Origin of the sequence: Sorangium sp. So ce381 (genome assembly GCF_051473845.1) — a bacterium.
GTDB classification, from domain to species: domain Bacteria; phylum Myxococcota_A; class Polyangia; order Polyangiales; family Polyangiaceae; genus Sorangium; species Sorangium atrum.
Map to the genome: position 1 here is coordinate 12,325,733 of NZ_CP150336.1, position 17,066 is coordinate 12,342,798.

The following is a 17,066-nucleotide window of genomic DNA, read 5'->3' on the forward strand; positions in this document are numbered from 1 at the left end:
GACGATGGCGACTGGCAACTGCCTGATCGGCACACCCGTCAGCCGTGTGGACGGGCGAATGAAGGTGACCGGCGGCGCGCGGTACGCAGCCGAGACCAGGTTCCCCGCGACGGCGCATGCGGCGCTCGTGGGCAGCACGATCCCGAGCGGGCGGGTGGTGCGCCTCGACGTGGCGGCTGCCGAGCGTGCGCCGGGGGTGCTGCTCGTGCTCACCCATGAGAACCGTGGACCGCTCGGCGAGATGCCGACGAGCGCGGACTGGACGGGGATGACGCCCGAGCGGCGCCCCCCGCTCGAGGACGCGCGCATCCATCGCTACGGCCAGTACGTGGCGATGGTGGTGGCCGACACGCCCGAGCAGGCGCGTTACGCCGCGTCGCTCGTCCAGGTCGCGTACGAGCGCGCGCCCTTCGCCGTAGCGATGGAGCAGGCCCTGGAGACCGCCGATGTGCCGCGGCAGGTGTTCGGCGAGGAGCTGCAGGTGCAGCGGGGCGCGTCGCTCGCGGGCGCGCTCGCCGCGGCCGAGGTGCGCCTGGACGTCACCTACGCGACGCCCAACGAGCATCCGTGCGCGCTGGAGCCGCACGCGTCGGTCGCCTCGTGGGACGGCGACACCCTCACGGTGTACAACGCGACGCAATGGGTGCGGGGCGACCGGGCCGTGCTCGCGGCGGCGCTCGGGTTGCCCCAGGAGAAGGTCGTGGTGCTCGCGCCGTTCGTCGGCGGCATGTTCGGCTCGAAGGTCGCAACGGGCTGGCATACGGTCCTCGCCGCGCTCGCCGCCCTGAGGCTGAAGCGGCCGGTCCGAGCGGTCCTCACCCGCGCGCAGGTGCTCACCAACGTGGGACATCGCACGGAGACCGTGCAGCGCTTCGAGCTGGGCGCGACGCGAGGCGGGACGCTCCTGGCCCTGCGCCACCACACGCGCGTGCACACGGCCGCGGACGAGCGCCTGGACGGAGAGGGGTTCCTGGAACCGACGAGCTGCACCTCCCGGCTGCTGTATGCCTGTCCGAGCTACGAAGCGACCTACGACTGCGTGCGCCTGAACGTGATGGCGCCTGGATGGATGCGGGCACCAGGCGAAGCCCCCTGTATGTGGGCGCTGGAGAGCGCGATGGATGAGCTCGCCCTCGTGCTCCGGATGGATCCGGTCGAGCTGCGCCGCCGCAATCACACGGACATCGATCCACACCGCGGAGCTCCGTTTTCGAGCAAGCACCTGCTCGCCTGTTACGAGCGGGGCGCCGAGCGGTTCGGGTGGGCGCAGCGCACGCCGGAGCCGGGTTCGATGCGCGATGGCGACTCGCTCGTCGGCTGGGGGATGGCGACGGCCACGCACCCCGCCTGGCTCATGGGCGCGACCGCGCGCGTGCGTCTCGAGCGCCACGGGACCAGCGTCCGCGCCGTCGTCTCGACGGCGGGTGTGGACGTGGGGACCGGCATGTACACGATGATGGCGCTCGTCGCGGCGGAAGGGCTCGGCTTGCCGCTCGCTCAGGTCACGGCCGAGCTGGGCGACACCCGGCTCGCGCCCTGCCCCCCTGCGGGCGGCTCGAACCTGACGGCCAGCACGGCGCCGGCGATCCTGGATGCATGCGCCGCGCTCCGCCGGGAGATCCTCGCGCTCGCCGCGGCCACGCCGAGCGGCCTTTCGGGTGCGGCGGACCAGACCGGCGAGCTCGCGTGCGCGGAGGGGAGCCGCCCCCGCCGTCCGCCGCTCGCCATCCACATCGATTATGCCGAGCTGCTGGCGCGCATCGGGCGCGACAGCCTGGAGGCCGAGGGCAAGACCGCGCCAAGGAGCCTGCATGACGACCGCTTCACGTTCCAGTCGTTCGGCGCGCACTTCGTGGAGGTGCGCGTTCATCCGGACATCGGCCGCATCCGCGTCTCGCGCGTGGTGAGCGTCTTCGACGTCGGGCGGGTGCTGAACGCGAAGGCGACGCGCAGCCAGCTCATCGGCGGCATCGTCTTCGGCATCGGGCAGGCGCTGCTCGAGGAGCTGGCCTACGACGGAGCGCACGGGCAGCCGATCAACGCCGATCTTGCCGGCTATCTCGTGCCCGTCCATGCCGACGTTCCGGACATCGACGTGAGCTGGCTCGATGAGCCGGATCTGGTCTTCAACGCGATCGGCTGCCGCGGCGCCGGGGAGATCGGGATCACCGGCGTCGCGGCGGCGATCGCGAATGCGGTCCATCACGCCACCGGCGTCCGCGTGCGCGGCCTGCCCATCACGCCGGAGAAGCTGCTCTGGGCGCCCGCAGACAGGCAGCCCGCGCCAGGGGCGAGCCGACCCCAGGGAGCCGGATGAAAGAGCTCTGAGAGGTCGTGAATGCCTGTCTCGGCGGGCATCGCGTCGTGATGGGCTTCGCCGCCCGGAGTCAACCGCTGTCAGACGCACGGCCTGTGCTGCCAAGTGAGGCGGAAGTGGATTCTGGCAGCACGAAAGGCTGTGGGGGGCGTTTGGTGCTAGCGAATGTGGAGCACGATCTTGCCGAGCACGTGTCCCTGCGCCAGACGCTCGTGGGCTTTGGCCGCCTCGGCGAGTGGATGGGCTGCCGCGATCGGCATCGTGAGGTTCGCCACTTCCGCAGCGCGTGCCAGACGCTCGAGCTCGCGCCGGTTGGACACGGCGTCATAGGCGATGACCTCCATCCCGTGTCGCTTCTTCGGCGGGGGCTCGACGCCGTTTGGGTACGCGACGCGACCGCCCGATCGGACCAGATCCATGGCGTGCGTGAGCACCTGGCCGCCCGCCAGCGCGAGCACGGCGTCGATGCCATCCGGCGCGAAGTGCTTGCCCGCCTTGAGCATGTCGCCGTGCCGCGCGTCGACGGTCGCGTCGGCGCCGAGCTCACGCACCAGCTCCTGGCCATCCTTGCCCGAAGCGGTCGCGAGCACGCGCGCGCGGCGCAGCTTGGCGAACTGGACCGCCAGCGTCCCCACGCCGCCCGACGCGCCATGGATGACGACGGTCTGCCCTTCCTTGATGCGAAGGTGCTCGTCGATGCCCTGCAGCGCGGTGAGCCCGGTCGTCGGAATCGCGCCGGCGAGCGCGAGCGCGAGGCCGCGGGGAGCATGCCCGACTCTCTCGTCGAGCACGGCGACGTACTCCGCGTAGAAGCCGCCCTTCGGGTTGCTCCAGCTGTAGGAAAACACGCTGTCGCCCACCGCGAGGCCAGCGACGTTCGGGCCGACGGCGGCGACCGTGCCGGCCCCGTCGGTGCCGAGCACGAGCGGAAAATCGGCGCGTCCTTCCGGCAACCAGCCTTGTCGGATCGCCGTGTCCCACGGCCCGACGCCGGCCGAGTGGAGCGCAATCAACACCTCGCTCGCTCCGATGGTGGGTACCGGCAGCTCGTGGATCGTGAGCACCTCCGGTCCCCCGAAGCGATCGATCGCAGCGGCGCGCATGGTCTTCGGTATTTCTCTCATCTCGCTCACACTTCCCGCGCGCGGATGCTGCAGGAAGCGGACCACCCACGCCGCGCTCAGCGAGGCGCGAGGGACACCTGCGATCGCCGTCGAACGTTCGCGTGCACGCGCATTCCCGGCTTCTCATGCGACCTCGGCGTCCTAAGTTGTGGTGGAGGGCATCATGGCGGACGCGAAGCCAGAGGCGAAGCCGATCGAGCGCGACGAGATCCTGCGTGCGATCGAGCGCGTCGTCCCTCCGGGCTTGGACCCGAAGGATGCCTTCGCCGCGGTGATGTGCTCGCTGGAACGGCGGCTCACGCGCGGGGAGGCCATCCACGTTCTCGCCGAGCTGCCCGCCTCGGTGCGTCGGTTCATCAGGACCTGCGCGATGCACCGCGAGGAGCACGCCCCGAAGGGGGACACGAGGGCCTTCCTCGAGCAGGTGGCGGCGCACCTGCACCGATCCGCCGAGGAGGTCGAGCCGATTGCGCGTGAGGTGCTCGCGGTCGTGCAGAGCCGGCTGTCGGCCAAGGCGATCTCACACATCAGCAGGCAGCTCCCCGCGGATCTGCAGGATTTCCTGGCCGAGGCGAGGGATCAGGGGACGCCGCCGGAACGTCGCTGAGCCCAGAGAGACGGAACAGAGGGGAAGTCATGCCGAGTCCGCCCATCGGGTGCCGCGAGTTGGAGTTGCTCGTCCACGAGGCGCTCCACGTCCACAACGAGCACGCCCGCGCGACTTCGGAGAGCGTCCGGCGCAAGCTCCACGCCCGCCTGCTCGAGCTGGAAGAGCGCTTCGAGCGGGTGCTCACGGAGTCGGTGTCCGACGAGGCGGTCCGCCGCGCCTGGCGCGAGCACCTCCACGCGCGGGGTCCGGCTCCGGCGGAGCCGCCCCCACCGCCCATCATCGTCTTCAGGGGACGCTCCGAGGCTGGATCCGAGGTCGTCGTGCGCGCCGCGAGCAACGGCGAGCTCCGCGTCGAAGTGGACGGCGCGCTCTTGAATCGCACGGTCGCGCTGGCTCTCCGTCAGGATGGAGAGCGGTCGTTCTTCCCGATCAAGGGCGTCGGCGACTTCGGCGAGACGTTCGTCGCCTCCGCGGAGGCCATCGAGGCCTTGCGCGCCTGGGTCGACGAGCCCCGCGGGAAGCCGCCGTGGGAGCACCTGCGAGAGCTTGCCGACGACGGGCTGGTCGGCAAGGACTTCGCGCTCACGCCGCGCGGGCGGCGTGCGCTCGGCCGTACCGCAGCCTGACCGAGATCGCCGTCCCGCGCCCGAGCGCGCGCGGCCTGTCACATCAGCGCATTCAAGGCGCCGTGCAGGTGGGCGGCAGCCACCTCGATCTCGCGGTCCTCGTACTGGGCTGCTCGCACCTCTGCCGCGATCACGCCGCAGCGGTGGAGCTTCTCGAAGTCGCCGTAGGGGAACTTGTACCTTCGCCTGTCGCTCTCCTCCTCGTCCTCGTCGATGCCCAGGAACCACTTCTGGTACTCGTCGATCCCGTGCTCCGCGAGGAACTCGTTCTCCTTCTCCGCCGAGGGCTTGTGCTCGCTCCAGTCGTCCCTCTTGTCGAGAACGAACATCTTCTGCCCGATGAGGATCTTCGCGTTGTGCGGGCGACGACGTCTTCGACGTGGCGGGGATCGTCGACGTACGCAACGAGCTCGGCATCGCGCGCTGATCCCGGAGGGATCTACCTGCCTCGTGTCAGCGAGACCATCCCGAGCCCCTCTGCCGTGGGCAGCCAGAGCAGGAGATCCACCAGCGCCGCGCTCCTGTCCTCGCCCGTCGCGGCGGCGACCTCCCCGGCCAGCGCGACCAGCGGGCGCGGGCTGCCGCAGCTCGCCAGCGCGCGTCGCTGCCAGGGCGCGACATCGGCCAGCACGGGCCGATACGCGACGCGGCTGACGGCGAGCAGCGAGGGCCGCGCCTCGGGGAGGGCGGGGGCCTCGCCGCGATCGACGGCCGACAGGAAGCCACGCACGTCGTGCCCCAGCGCGGCCACCCGCAGACACGGCGCGGCCACGACGTAGAGCTCGTCCCGGAGGAGCGGCGAGAAGCCGGTGACGTCGAGACGCGCGCCGTCCTCGTCCGGGAGCCCCGGCGCCCGGAGCGCCTCGATCCGGGCGCGCTCGGCGCGGGCGAGATCGATCGGTAGCCGGAGGAGCGAGCGCCGATCCTCGGGCATGACCTCGTCGGGAGGGCGCGTCCGCTCGAGGTGGTCGGCGAAGCCTTCGCCGAGCATGAAGAGGCTATGGTGCCGCGGCGGCCGTGACGCGAGGTAGCCGGTCGCGAAGCGCTCGAACAGCGCGTCGCCGAGCAGCGCGCGGACGGCCGGGTAGTCGGCCCGGATGCAGGCGAGCAGGCGATCGAGGTAGCCGCGCGCGTAGATCGAGAGCCGCTCGACCGCGTCGGCGCCCTCCGGGACGCGGATCGTCCGCGCCTCGCCGTAGCGCTCGCGCGCGCGGCAGAGGCCGGCGGGGACGCCGCCCGGCGTGGTCACGGCGAGCCGCAGCCAGTCCTGGAGCGCGGAGAGCGACGGCGCGCCCTCAGGGGGCGAGGTCATGAATCACTCCGGGGAGCCAGGGGGCGTCGTCGCGCACGGGGCCCGAGAGCGGCACGTCCGGCAGCTCGCCAGCGAGCACGGCGCGTGCCTTGTCGAGCTCCGCGACGAGATCCGGATACGCGGGAATCGCCGCGTCCCACTCGAGCAGCGTCGGGACGCCGCCCGTCCGCTCCTCTGCCAGGCGATAGAGGCGCCAGACCGGCGTGGGCACGGGGTGATCGTGGGTGTCCACGAGGTAGCGGCCGAAGGACGTCGGGCCGGCGATGTGGATCTGCACGATCCGATCGTGCGGCAGGCCCTCGATGTACCGCTCCGGGTCGAAGCCGTGATTGAACGACGACACGAAGACGTTGTTCACGTCGAGGAGCAGGCCGCAGCCGGTCCGCTCGGAGAGCGCGCCGAGGAACTCCCACTCCGGGATGGTGGAGGCGGCGTACTCGACATAGATGCTCGGGTTCTCGAGCACGAGCGGCCGGCCGAGGAAGTCCTCCACGCGGAGCACGCGCTCGGCCACGTGATCCAGGGCCTCCTCGGTCAGCGGCAGGGGCATCAGATCGTGGGTGTTGTGACCGGCCACGCCGGTCCAAGAGAGGTGATCCGAGATCCAGGCGGGCTCGACCCACGCGGCGAGCGCGCGGAGCCCTTCGAGGTAGTCCATGTCGAGCGGATCGGAGGAGCCGATCGAGAGCGAGACGCCGTGCATGACGATCGGGTGGGAGCGCGCCAGCGCCCCGAGCACATGACGCGCGAAGCCGTGATCATCCATGAAGTTCTCGCTGATGATCTCGAGCCAGTCGACACGCGCCGGGTGCCGGAGCAGGTGGTGGAAATGGCATGACCGGAGCCCGAGTCCGAAGCCGAGCTGGGGCATGCCGAGGCGGGCGGGGCGCATGGTCAGGTCGAGGGCGGGAAGGCCACGCGCAGATCGTCGGCGGGGGGTGGCGCGCTCGGCGGGGTCTCGCCGCGCGCGCGGAGGACCTCGCAATAGGCCCTCCAGGCGACGTCGTAGACGGGGTCGCCGTAGGCGAAGGGCATCGTGCCGATCGACCTGGGCTCCGCGTCCGGCCCGATGTCGAACAGCGCCATCTCGCCGCTCGACGGGTAGAGCTGCGAGGCCGAGATGGGGACGGCGCAGCCGCCCAGGGCGCCGCACTTGTTGTCGGTCGGCGCGCTGTAGAGCATCCCGCGATGGCCGCAGCTCGCCTGGGACTTGATCGTCGTGCCGCAGCTCGTCGCGCCCCCGCCGCCGCCCCCGCGGCAGCTCCCGCCGCCCGCCACCGATTGCACGAAGCCGCAGCCGCCCTGGGCCTTGCAGGCGTTCGAGCCCTTGCAGGTGTGGTAGGTCGTGATCGCGGGCATCTCGCCGGAGCCGGGGTGGGCGAGGTCGAGGCCCTGGCACGCATGATAGAGAGCGCCTTGCCTGGGCTGCTCGGTGCCCAGCGCGAGGTCCGGGGCCTCGCCGAGCACGGCCCAGCAGATCGACACCCGATCTCCCGAGCCGACCATCGAGGGGTAAGGGAAGCCGACGTTCGGGTCCTTCCAGTAGCCGTCGAGCGCGCGGGTGACCCCGGCGATGGCGCCGGCGGCCACCTGGCTGAGTTGCCGCCGCACGCTGCCGTCGGCATTCCTGGCCTTGAGCCGGTTGAGCGCCGCGGCGACGTCGTCCACCCGGGGGACCTTGTCAGAGGCCTCGTCGGTGTCGCCGATCGTGAGGTCCCTGGCCGTCCACGGGGTCGCGCCGCGCGAAGCGTGCCACGCGTCCCAGGTCACGAGATGGGGGAGGAGCTCTTCCCTGATCTCGAGGAAGCGCGCATAGTGATCCTTGCGGTCGTTGTCGAAGCGGGCCTTCGCGTCCGCGGAGGGCAAGAGCTTGCCGTCGTCGTCGTAGCTCGGGTAATCGAGGGTGAGGCCCTTCTCGGACGAGCGGTAGTCGGTCGCGACCTCGTTCGCGAGGGAAGCGAGCGCCTCCCTGTGGCCGAGCAGCACCGCGCGCAGGGGCGGGGTGATCGTCCTGCCCTCGCCCTGGTCCGTGATGGCGCTGATGATGTCGACGGCGGCGCCGAGCGCCTCCTCCGCGCCGATGGTCGGGAGCACCGCCGAGATGCCGGGGTACTCGGGCATGGGGTGCCCGCCGGTCGGCGTGTTGAACAGCTCGCGCTGCACGGAGCTCGGCGCATAGACGTGCTGCCAGAGCGTCGTCCCGTCGCGATAGCGCATGGTCATGTAGTGAACCATGCACTCGTACATGTATCCGATGGTCCCGAACATCGGGAGATCGGCCTCGGTCAGGTCAGGGGTCCAGCCGGCGAAGGGCACGGCGGGGAAGTACTTGTCGAGCTTCTGGGGATCGATGCGCTGCCTGGCCTGGTTCTCCGGCGCCTCGACCGCGAGGAAGAGCTCGATCTGGGCGGCGGAGAGCGGCCCGAGCACGACCTTGGCGGAGGCGTGGGTCGTCGTGTCGCGGAGATCGATGATGTGGGGAATGACGGTGTTGTCGGGGCCGAAGCACTTCCAGCCGTCGTCCTCGGTCTGGAGGATCGAGCTCGTGAAGGTCGGCGTGACGCCCATGCTCGTGGCGAGGTTGGCGGCGAGCTGGAGGTGCAGCATCTCCTGGACGAAGACGCTGAAGATGATGTTGAAGGCGCGCTCGTTGGCGCTCTCCGGCGCGTGCGTCGGCGCGGAGCCGGGCCACCTTCGTCCCTTGTAGAACGTCTGCTCGGAGGCGTTGATCGGGTGCATGCCCTGGATCGAGTACATGGGCACCATGTAGAGGGGGATCGTGAACAGCTCGACGGTGACGGCGGCCTGCGCGAGGGCGCGCAAGGCAGAGGCGTCGATGGAGAGGTTCTTGGGATCGCGATCGTGGACGGGATCGATGTGGATCGACTCGACGGTTCTCATGGTGACCCTCTCATGCGGCCAGGCGGCGGCGACTCCAGAGCTCCTTCAGATCCGAAGAAGCCGACGGGGGATTGCCGTCGGCCACGTTGCGGATCGCGATGTCCCGATCCGTCACCGTGCCGAGCACTTTGCCCGAGGCGTCGCAGACCGGGAGAAACCCGATGTTCACTGCGCGCATCAGCAGCGCCGCCTTCTGCACGGTGGTGTTCGGCAGCACGGAAACGGGGTTGCTGTTCATCAGCTCGCTACAGAGCATGGCTCCCTCCCGAGCGCCCGGTCGTCGGGATTGCGCCCGCGAGCGAGAGATCGAGGCCCCAGGCCCGACCCTCTCCTCGATCACGGAGACGTACTCGGCGTAGCAGCCGCCATGCGCGTTGGTGAAGCTGTAGGAGAACACGCGATCTCCCACCGACGAGGATCACGGTGCGGCCGCGGACGTCGACCGGAGGTCTCGCGCCGCGGTACAGACGCTCGCGGCGCCCGAGCTCCGGTAGCTCCCGCGCTTCGGCGGCGGCAATCCCGTCCTCCGAGACCCCGAGCCCGTGGACGACCTCGTCGTCGAGCACGCGGACCCCGCCGGAAGCGATCGCCCCCATCGCGAGCTCCTCGTGCCCGGGGACACCCAGCTTGCGAACGACGAAGACATCCAGCGGCGCCCCCAGCCGGCGGGCCACCTCGTAGCCGACGGGGACGCCTCCGCGCGGCAGCGCCAGCACCACGACGTCCGGCCGCCCTGCATAGGGCTCGAGCACCGCTGCGAGCCTGCGGCCGGCGTCGAAACGATCTCGGAACAACATGGTCCCCTCGCCGCGCGAGATCGTAGTCCCGTGAAGGTGAATCGAAAGCCCCGACGGGGCCCTCTCCCGCGAGGCGCCGCCGCGCGACGAGCAGGCTCGGCGCGCGGGTCGGGACACCCCTTGCCAGTCCATGACGAGAGCGCCACGAGCGGCCGGAGGGCACTTCCATGGCTCGCATGAGAACCATCACCGAGGCTGCCGGGCCCGCGAGCCCGGAGCTCGGTCGCATCCTGAAGATGGTGGATGAGACCGTCGCGCGCGGAGCGCGCGCCCTCCTCCGCGGCGCGCCGCAGGGGCTGGTCCTTCCCCCCCATCTTCCATCTAAGAGGTCCATCTAAGAGGGTAGAGGCTGAGCGCTGGACGCGCTCGGCTGAAGGAGGTCCGCCATGGCAGTCGATGCCGTCCGCACGATCGCGCTCCCGTCCGGCAAGGAGATCCCGGCGCTGGGGCAGGGCACCTGGCACATGGGCGAGGACGCACGGCGTCACGCCGAGGAGGTCGCGGCGCTGCGGCTCGGCCTCGATCTCGGCATGACGCTGATCGACACCGCCGAGATGTACGGGGACGGCGCCGCCGAGCAGCTCGTCGGCGAGGCCATCATCGGCCGCCGCGACGAGGTCTTCCTGGTCAGCAAGGTGCTCCCGTCCAACGCATCGAGGAGGGACACGGTCCTCGCCTGCGAGGGCAGCCTGCGGCGCCTCGGCACGGACCGGCTCGACCTCTATCTCCTGCACTGGCGCGGTCCCACCCCCCTCTCGGAGACGATCGAGGCGTTCAGGGCGCTGGTCCGCGCGGGTTTGATCCGCTTCTGGGGTGTCAGCAATTTCGATGTCTCGGACATGGAGGAGCTCGCCGGCATCCCCGGCGGCCCGGCGGTGCAGACCGATCAGGTGCTCTACAACCTCCAGCGCCGCGGCATCGAGTGGGATCTGCTCCCCTTTTGCCGCGCGCGCCGGATCCCCATCATGGCCTATTCGCCCATCGAACAGGGCCGCCTGCTCGAACATCCCACGATCCGCCGCGTGGCGGTCCGGCACGGCGCGTCGCCGGCCCAGGTGGCCCTCGCCTGGGTGCTCTCCCACGACGGTGTCAGCGCCATCCCCAAGGCGGGCACGCCGGCGCACGTGCGCGAGAACCGCGCCGCCCTCGACATCCGCCTCACGGAGCAGGATTTCACCGCGCTCGATCATGCGTTCCCGCCGCCGGATGGGCCGCGTACGCTCGAGATGATCTGAGGCGTCGCCGCGGAGCTGGCCGCAGCGTCGGGGGCGCGTCCAGGCCGTAGCCCGCGCGAGCTGCGGCAGGCGGTGCCGGCCGGCGCGCGCGGACCGGGGCTGCTGCGAGGCCCGCAGATCGCCGAAGCGCAGGAGCAGCCCTGCTCTTCAGCGGCACGTCGCTGCTGCTGCTCGGCCTCAGCGCAGGGTCCGCCGTCCCGGCGCGCCCGTGACGATCGCGCCGCCGCGGCGCGGCCCTCGGGCGTCCGTTCTACGCCGCCTTCCCCAGGCTGCCGTGGGGGTCGATGATGTACTTCTTCGGCTCCCCCCGGTCGAACAACTGATAGGCCTCGACCGCCTGGTCGAGCTTGATGACCTCGGGGTTGATGACCTCGCTCAGGTACTCCATCCGGCCCCACAGAATGGCCATCATCAGGTCCCGGTTGTACCGCATGACGGGCGCCTGGCCCGCGGTCATCGAGGGCGACCTGATCCACGCCTTGCCGAAATCGAGGCTCAGCTTCCCCCTCTTGTGCTCCTCGTCCTTGGCATGGGGATCGCCCTCCGCGTAGATGCCGGGGACGCCCATCGCGCCGCCGGCGCGGACGACCCCGAAGAGCGCGTTGATCACCGCCTCGGGCTCCTCCTCGCCGGCCATCTTGCCGTAGCCGTGCGCCTCGAAGCCCACGCAGTCCACGCCGCAGTCGACCTCTCGCTCGCCGAGGATCGCCTCGACCTGATCGGGCAGCGGCGTGTGCGAGGTCGTGTCCACGACCTCGTACCCTGCCCTCTTCACGAGCGCCCGCCGGGCGGGGTTCGGGTCGCCGACGATGATGCAGGACGCGCCCAGGAGGCGCGCGGCGGCGGCGGCGGCGCGGCCGACCGGGCCGGCTCCGCCGATGTACACCGTGGATCCCGTCTTCACCCCCGCCTCCATGCACCCGTGGTATCCGGTTGGGAGGATGTCCGAGAGGAGGGCAAGCTCCTTGATCTTCGCCATCGCCCGGTCCTTGTCGGGGAACTTCAGGAGCTGGAAGTCGGCGTAGGGCACCATGTGGTACTCGGCCTGCCCGCCCTGCCAGCCGCCGAGGTTGAAGCCGTACGCCCCGCACGCGACCGCAGGGTTCGTGTTCATGCACACGTCGGTGTGCCGCTCCCGGCAGTTGCGGCAGCGTCCGCACGCGACGTTGAAGGGCACCGAGACGAGATCGCCCTTCTTGATGTACTCCACGTCGCTCCCCAGCTCGATCACCTCGCCGGTGATCTCGTGGCCGAGCTGGTCCCCCTTCGGGAACGGGAACCGACCCCGGTAGATGTGCATGTCGCTGCCGCAGATGTTGGTCGCCAGGACCTTGAGGATGACCGCGTGCTCCAGCTTCCGGCCGCGCGGATCGGCCATCTTGGGATAGTCCCTGCTTTGAACCTCGACCATCCGAGGCCCCTGATACACAACCGCACGATTGGCTGCCATGACCCCATTCCCCTTTCCCGTCGAGCGCCCGGGCGGCGCCCTCGACCCGCGGCTCCCAGCGCAACGTGGGATGTCGGGCGAAGACGGCCCTCCGCCTTCCATCCTTCCTCCGTGCCCGCTCGCCGCATCCGGCGTTCGGGACAGCGATCCTCGTGGGAGCGCGAGGCGAGCCATCGACGCAATGCCGGTGCCACCAGGATGATGCTCCGAGCGCACCAAGGCCCTGCATGAGCCCGGTGAGGCGCGATCACGCGCGCCCGTCACCGTCATGCGCGCGCCGCGACGGTGGTCACGGCCCCGGGGCCGTGTGCGCGAACCACTCATGCATCACGGGCACCACGGGCCGACCGAGCAGGCGAGCGTCGCGCTCGAACGCCTCCGAGAGGGGGTCGGGCGCGCCGCGCAGCAAGGAGGCGGCCAGGTTCGCCGGAGGCGACAGCGGGCATCGGGTTTGCTGCCGCGTGGCCCCAGCATGAAACGCCGATCACACGCTGCTCGCACGGCCGCGGCTATCCCCCGGCCGGTGCGGCTCCACCTCCCCCGCGAGCTCGAGCTCGCCACGTCGAAGACCCTCGCCGAGTGGCAGGCGGCGGATGGCCTCCGGCGGATCCACGAGCGCGACGCGGCGCTCTGGACGGGGAGCGACGAGCCGAGCTGGCTCGGCTGGCTCGAAGCGCCCTTCCACGAAAAGGCGAACCTGCCGCGTCTGCGCGCGCTGGAAGACGAGGTGCGCGATCGCGGCCTCACCCGCGCCGTCCTGCTCGGTATGGGCGGAGCGAGCTTGTGGCCGGACGTGCTGTCGCGGAGCTTCCCGGTGGCCACCGGGCACGCCGCCCTGACCGTGCTCGACTCCACGGATCCCGCCGAGATCGCCGCGGTGGTCGATCGGCTCGTGCCCGAAAAAACGCTCTTCATCGTCTCCAGCAAGTCCGGCACGACGCTGGAGACTGATCTCCTGCAGGCGTTCTTCCACGAGCTCATGGAAGAACGCCTGGGATCCCTCCCGGCGGCCTCGCGCTTCGTCGCGGTCACGGACGCGGGCTCTCCGCTCGCGCGGCGCGCGCGCCTGCGCGGCTACGCGCACACGTTCCATACGGTCCCCGGCATCGACGGGCGCTATGCGGCGCTCACGGCCCCCGGGACGGTGCCCGCCGCGGTGATGGGGGTCGATGTCGAGCTGCTGCTCGAGCGCGCCGCCGTGATGGTCGGGGCCTCGACCAAGAGCACGCCGCCCGGCGACTGCCCGGGCGTGGTGCTCGGCACGGCGCTCGGCGCGGCCGCGAAGGCGGGGCGCGACAAGGTGACGATCGTCGCGTCGCCGCCGATAGCGGCGTTGGGCGCCTGGCTCGAGCAGCTCCTCGCCGAGTCCACGGGCAAGCGTGCGACCGGCCTCTTGCCCGTGGATCGCGAGCCGCTCGGGCGCGCAGAGGTCTACGGGAGCGATCGGATCTTCGTCTACCTGCGCCTCGACCGCGGCTTCGATCGCGGGCAGGACGCCGCCGTGGCGGAGCTCGAGGCGGCCGGGCAGCCCACCGTGGGTATCGCGCTCACCGACGCGTACGATCTCGGCCAGGAGGTCTATCGCTGGGAGCTCGCCACCGCCGTCGCCGCCTCGATCCTGGGCGTCAACCCCTTCGATCAGCCCGACGTCGAGGCGAGCAAGACCGCAGCGCGGCAGCGGATGGAAGCCTACGACCAGGCCGGCGAGCTGCCCGACGACGCGCCGTTCTTCGCCGACGCGGGGCTCGCGCTCCACGCGGACCCGGCGAACCGCGAGGCGCTGGAGCGCGGCGCCGCCGGCGATCGGACGCTGCGCGGCTATCTGCGCGCCCACTTCGCGCGCCTGTCGCCCGGGGACTACGCGGCCCTGCTGGCGTGGGTCGATCGGAGCGAGGCGCACGAGCGCCTGCTCGAGGAGATGCGGCGCGCCGTGCGCGATCACCGGCACGTGGCGACCTGCGTGGAGTTCGGGCCGCGCTACCTGCACTCGACCGGGCAGATGTACAAGGGAGGGCCGGGCACCGGCGAGTATCTGCAGATCACCGCCGACGAGCCCGAGGATCTGCCCATCCCCGGCTACACGTTCACCTTCGGCGTCGTCGAGCAGGCGCAGGCGCTCGGCGATTTCGCGACCCTCACGTCGCGCGGCCGGCGCGCGCTCCGCGTCCACCTTGGCAGAGAGGTGGATCGAGGGCTGAACACCCTCGCCCGCGCGGTCCACGAAGCGCTCGCCGCCTGACGGCCACCGATCACGGCAGGACGCCGAGCTCGTCGAGCGAGGTGTCGAGCTCGGCAGCGCCGCGGTACACGCGGAGCGCGTGGGAGGCGGCGGAGCGCGGGACGCCCGCGGTCTCAAGCCCACGTCCGAGCGATCGGCATGCTGGTCTGCGGTGCAGCGCTGCCCGGCGGGAAGCGCGCGAGTCGAGCACATGAAGCGGCGTCGCGTTGGACTTTCGCCGCGTACCTCTCCCGTGCGTGCTTATCGCGCCCGCTCGCCGATCTTAATTCAGGGAGCAGGCGACGCTGGCGCATGGGCGACGTCGTGCAGCTCCAGGTGCCACCTGGAGACGGGTAGCACCCGTCTTTTGTTGGAGGCATGTCCAGCGGGAGATGGGTGCGTCCCGTCGTTTGCTCGAGGGGCGTGCAGCGAGAGATGGGCGGGTACGAGCGCGCCTCACGATCGCCGCCATTGGCCCGGCGGCTTGCCGGTCCAGCGCTTGAAGGCGCGGGTGAACGTCGCCAGATCCGCGAAGCCCAGGCGAAACGCGACGTCGGTGAGCGTGAGCGCGGGGTCGGCGAGCAGGCGGCGGGCGACGGCGAGGCGCGTGTGATCGAGCACGTCGGAGAAGCGCGTCTGCTCTTGATCGAGGCGGCGCTGCAGCGTGCGAGCGCTCATGTGCAGGGCCAGGGCGACCTCGTGCACGTCGGTGCCGCGCGGCAGCGAGTCGGCGACGTGGGCGGCGACGCGCTCGGTGAACGAGGCGCCCTGCGGCCGCGCGCCGAGCTCGGCGTTCACGAGCGGCGCGAGGGTGGAGAGCGCGCGGGCGTCGGCGAGGCGCATGGCGCGATCGAGGTCCGCGCGCGGCACGGCGAAGCCGCAGGCCTCCGCCCCGAAGGCGATCGCGCCCGTCCCGAAGAACGCGCGCAGGACCGCCAGATCCGGCGGGCGAGCATGGGTGAACCACACCCGCGCGGGCGCGAGGTCAGCCGCACCTGCGCGGACGTGATGAAGGGCGTGCGCGAGCGCGAGCTCGTGGACGTAGCGGCCGACGCCGCGCGGGCGGCGCGGTGTGCGGAGCAGCCAGCGCGCCTCGTGCGCGTCCTCCTCGACGGTGGCCGCGAGCCCTTCGTGCAGGAGCGGCGCCCAGCGCGCGAGCAGGTGGAGCGCCTCGCGCACGTTCGCGCTCGCCCGGACCGCGAGCTCCGTCAGCGTGTGCCGCCGCGATTCGAGCCGGGCCGCCACGCGCAAGGCGACGTCGGGCTCGGCGGCGGCGCGCGCGACGGCGTGTAGCAGCTCGTCGGGCACGTCGGCCGCGACGCTCACCTCATCGCGCTGCGCGGCGTCCGCCGGCAGCCCGAAGCGCAGCGCCAGCGCCTCCACGTCGAGCCGGCGCGCCTCGGCGTGACGGAGGATCGCCGGGAGGATCGACGACGAAGCGGGGGGCTGCTTGGTAGGCCGGGCCATCGGGAGCTCGGGAGAGGGTAGTCGCGCGCAGAGGTGCCGCTCGTTTCGTCGCGATCGGCAAATCGATCTGGCGCGGATCGCCATGGTTGTCGCGCGCCGGCCGGGTAGAGTCTCGGCGAGGAGAGATTCGATGCCGATCCAGATTGTCCGCGCCGACGGGACCACGCTCTACCGCGCCGACGTCCACGAGCTGCGCGACGCCGTGGAGCGCGCCGTCGAGGAGCGGGTCGACCTCGCGGGCGCCCGCCTCGCCGGCGCCGACCTGCAGGGCGCCGACCTCGAGGACGCGCGCCTCGCCGGCGCGGATCTCACCGGCGCCCGGCTCGACGGCGCGAACGTCGAGGACGCGGACCTCGCGGGGGCGAAGCTCGACGACGCCTCGGCGCGCGGGACCAACTTCGAGAGCGCATCGCTCGCGGGCGCCTCGCTCCTCCGGGCGAACCTCGACGGCGCCAACCTCGAGCGCGTCGATCTCGAAGGCGCGGCGCTGGAAGGCGCGCGCGCGGTTCGGGCGAACATCGAGCGCGCGAAGCTCATGCGCGTGTGCGCGCGCGGCGCCGTCCTCCAGTGGGCGAATATCGAGAAGAGCGATCTCTGCGGCGCCGACCTGTCGGGCGCCGATCTGACGGGCGCGAACATCGAGAAGAGCGACCTCCGCAGCGCCCGCCTGATCGAGGCGGTGCTCGCCGGCGCCGACATCGTCAAGGTCGACCTGCGCAACGCCGATCTGTCGAGCGCGGACCTGAGCGAGGCCAACCTCGAGAAGTGCGACGTGGAGGGCGCCTGCCTGGACGGCGCCAAGCTCGCCGGCGCCAACATCGAGGGGGTGAGCGGCCGCCTCCGCGCGCGCGAGAGCTCCGGCCCTTACCGCTGAGCCAACTCTAGATCATCCGACCAGGCACGTACGGCGGCGCGGCGGATCTGCCGCCGAGGCGCCGACGTGTGCCCGGCCTTCGGTGGCGAGCGTCCGCTGCGCCATCTGGGCCTTCGACAACCCGAGGGAGCAAGC

General features: G+C 71.4%; 15 protein-coding genes. 6 read left to right on the forward strand and 9 right to left on the reverse strand.

Annotation, left to right across the window (positions count from 1 at the left end):
• Positions 1-4 precede the first annotated feature (4 nt).
• Entirely contained in the window at positions 5-2,317 is a 2,313-nt protein-coding gene (locus tag WMF29_RS46230) for a xanthine dehydrogenase family protein molybdopterin-binding subunit (protein WP_437326406.1), read from the forward strand.
• Positions 2,318-2,475: 158 nt separating this feature from the next.
• Here WMF29_RS46230 and WMF29_RS46235 read toward each other — a convergent pair whose 3' ends face one another.
• Positions 2,476-3,420, reverse strand: coding sequence for an NADP-dependent oxidoreductase (locus tag WMF29_RS46235; RefSeq protein WP_437326407.1), 945 nt, complete (start codon positions 3,418-3,420; stop codon positions 2,476-2,478).
• A gap of 184 nt (positions 3,421-3,604) precedes the next feature.
• Between WMF29_RS46235 and WMF29_RS46240 the strand changes: the two genes are divergently transcribed.
• Both WMF29_RS46240 and WMF29_RS46245 read left to right on the forward strand, forming a co-directional pair.
• On the forward strand, positions 3,605-4,048 hold the full coding sequence (locus tag WMF29_RS46240; protein ID WP_437326408.1) for a DUF2267 domain-containing protein: 444 nt from the start codon (positions 3,605-3,607) through the stop codon (positions 4,046-4,048).
• 29 nt (positions 4,049-4,077) lie between these two features.
• Entirely contained in the window at positions 4,078-4,677 is a 600-nt protein-coding gene (locus WMF29_RS46245; protein ID WP_437326409.1) for a hypothetical protein, read from the forward strand.
• A gap of 38 nt (positions 4,678-4,715) precedes the next feature.
• Here WMF29_RS46245 and WMF29_RS46250 read toward each other — a convergent pair whose 3' ends face one another.
• From WMF29_RS46250 to WMF29_RS46275, 6 genes are all read right to left on the reverse strand, one after another.
• Positions 4,716-5,006, reverse strand: a complete 291-nt coding sequence (locus WMF29_RS46250; protein WP_437326410.1) for a hypothetical protein — start codon at positions 5,004-5,006, stop codon at positions 4,716-4,718.
• A 110-nt stretch (positions 5,007-5,116) separates the two neighbouring features.
• The gene (locus WMF29_RS46255) at positions 5,117-5,989 is read right to left on the reverse strand and encodes an HvfC/BufC N-terminal domain-containing protein (protein WP_437326411.1); all 873 of its coding nucleotides are present in this window, start codon (positions 5,987-5,989) and stop codon (positions 5,117-5,119) included.
• The gene (gene bufB / locus WMF29_RS46260; protein ID WP_437326412.1) at positions 5,973-6,881 is read right to left on the reverse strand and encodes an MNIO family bufferin maturase; all 909 of its coding nucleotides are present in this window, start codon (positions 6,879-6,881) and stop codon (positions 5,973-5,975) included. The genes WMF29_RS46255 and bufB overlap by 17 nt, the downstream gene beginning before the upstream one ends.
• A 2-nt stretch (positions 6,882-6,883) precedes the next feature.
• Entirely contained in the window at positions 6,884-8,890 is a 2,007-nt protein-coding gene (locus WMF29_RS46265; protein WP_437326413.1) for a ferritin-like domain-containing protein, read from the reverse strand.
• A gap of 10 nt (positions 8,891-8,900) precedes the next feature.
• Entirely contained in the window at positions 8,901-9,146 is a 246-nt protein-coding gene (locus WMF29_RS46270) for a CBS domain-containing protein (RefSeq protein WP_437326414.1), read from the reverse strand.
• On the reverse strand, positions 9,136-9,687 hold the full coding sequence (locus tag WMF29_RS46275) for a phosphoribosyltransferase (RefSeq protein ID WP_437326415.1): 552 nt from the start codon (positions 9,685-9,687) through the stop codon (positions 9,136-9,138). The genes WMF29_RS46270 and WMF29_RS46275 overlap by 11 nt, the downstream gene beginning before the upstream one ends.
• A gap of 386 nt (positions 9,688-10,073) precedes the next feature.
• On the opposite strand from WMF29_RS46275, the gene WMF29_RS46280 reads away from it, so the two are divergent.
• Complete coding sequence (locus WMF29_RS46280) at positions 10,074-10,922, forward strand: aldo/keto reductase (protein WP_437326416.1); 849 nt, start codon at positions 10,074-10,076, stop codon at positions 10,920-10,922.
• Between the two features lie 250 nt (positions 10,923-11,172).
• On the opposite strand, the gene WMF29_RS46285 is transcribed toward WMF29_RS46280, so the two are convergent.
• Positions 11,173-12,333 (reverse strand): alcohol dehydrogenase catalytic domain-containing protein, encoded by a 1,161-nt coding sequence (locus tag WMF29_RS46285; protein WP_437326417.1) that lies wholly within the window; start codon positions 12,331-12,333, stop codon positions 11,173-11,175.
• Positions 12,334-12,895: 562 nt separating this feature from the next.
• Here WMF29_RS46285 and WMF29_RS46290 point away from each other — a divergent pair.
• The gene (locus WMF29_RS46290) at positions 12,896-14,611 is read left to right on the forward strand and encodes a bifunctional transaldolase/phosoglucose isomerase (RefSeq protein WP_437326418.1); all 1,716 of its coding nucleotides are present in this window, start codon (positions 12,896-12,898) and stop codon (positions 14,609-14,611) included.
• Between the two features lie 435 nt (positions 14,612-15,046).
• On the opposite strand, the gene WMF29_RS46295 is transcribed toward WMF29_RS46290, so the two are convergent.
• Positions 15,047-16,057: an AraC family transcriptional regulator ligand-binding domain-containing protein gene (locus tag WMF29_RS46295; RefSeq protein WP_437326419.1), complete on the reverse strand. Its 1,011-nt coding sequence runs from the start codon at positions 16,055-16,057 to the stop codon at positions 15,047-15,049.
• 130 nt (positions 16,058-16,187) lie between these two features.
• Here WMF29_RS46295 and WMF29_RS46300 point away from each other — a divergent pair, with 130 nt between their 5' ends.
• On the forward strand, positions 16,188-16,931 hold the full coding sequence (locus tag WMF29_RS46300) for a pentapeptide repeat-containing protein (RefSeq protein WP_437326420.1): 744 nt from the start codon (positions 16,188-16,190) through the stop codon (positions 16,929-16,931).
• The last annotated feature ends 135 nt before the right edge of the window (positions 16,932-17,066 follow it).

Coding starts and splice junctions, on each gene's coding strand:
- WMF29_RS46230 (WP_437326406.1), top strand. CDS start 5: ATGGCGACTGGCAACTGCCTGATCGGCACACCCGTCAGCCGTGTGGAC.
- WMF29_RS46235 (WP_437326407.1), bottom strand. CDS start 3,420: ATGCGCGCCGCTGCGATCGATCGCTTCGGGGGACCGGAGGTGCTCACG.
- WMF29_RS46240 (WP_437326408.1), top strand. CDS start 3,605: ATGGCGGACGCGAAGCCAGAGGCGAAGCCGATCGAGCGCGACGAGATC.
- WMF29_RS46245 (WP_437326409.1), top strand. CDS start 4,078: ATGCCGAGTCCGCCCATCGGGTGCCGCGAGTTGGAGTTGCTCGTCCAC.
- WMF29_RS46250 (WP_437326410.1), bottom strand. CDS start 5,006: ATGTTCGTTCTCGACAAGAGGGACGACTGGAGCGAGCACAAGCCCTCG.
- WMF29_RS46255 (WP_437326411.1), bottom strand. CDS start 5,989: ATGACCTCGCCCCCTGAGGGCGCGCCGTCGCTCTCCGCGCTCCAGGAC.
- bufB (WP_437326412.1), bottom strand. CDS start 6,881: ATGCGCCCCGCCCGCCTCGGCATGCCCCAGCTCGGCTTCGGACTCGGG.
- WMF29_RS46265 (WP_437326413.1), bottom strand. CDS start 8,890: ATGAGAACCGTCGAGTCGATCCACATCGATCCCGTCCACGATCGCGAT.
- WMF29_RS46270 (WP_437326414.1), bottom strand. CDS start 9,146: ATGCTCTGTAGCGAGCTGATGAACAGCAACCCCGTTTCCGTGCTGCCG.
- WMF29_RS46275 (WP_437326415.1), bottom strand. CDS start 9,687: ATGTTGTTCCGAGATCGTTTCGACGCCGGCCGCAGGCTCGCAGCGGTG.
- WMF29_RS46280 (WP_437326416.1), top strand. CDS start 10,074: ATGGCAGTCGATGCCGTCCGCACGATCGCGCTCCCGTCCGGCAAGGAG.
- WMF29_RS46285 (WP_437326417.1), bottom strand. CDS start 12,333: ATGGTCGAGGTTCAAAGCAGGGACTATCCCAAGATGGCCGATCCGCGC.
- WMF29_RS46295 (WP_437326419.1), bottom strand. CDS start 16,057: ATGGCCCGGCCTACCAAGCAGCCCCCCGCTTCGTCGTCGATCCTCCCG.
- WMF29_RS46300 (WP_437326420.1), top strand. CDS start 16,188: ATGCCGATCCAGATTGTCCGCGCCGACGGGACCACGCTCTACCGCGCC.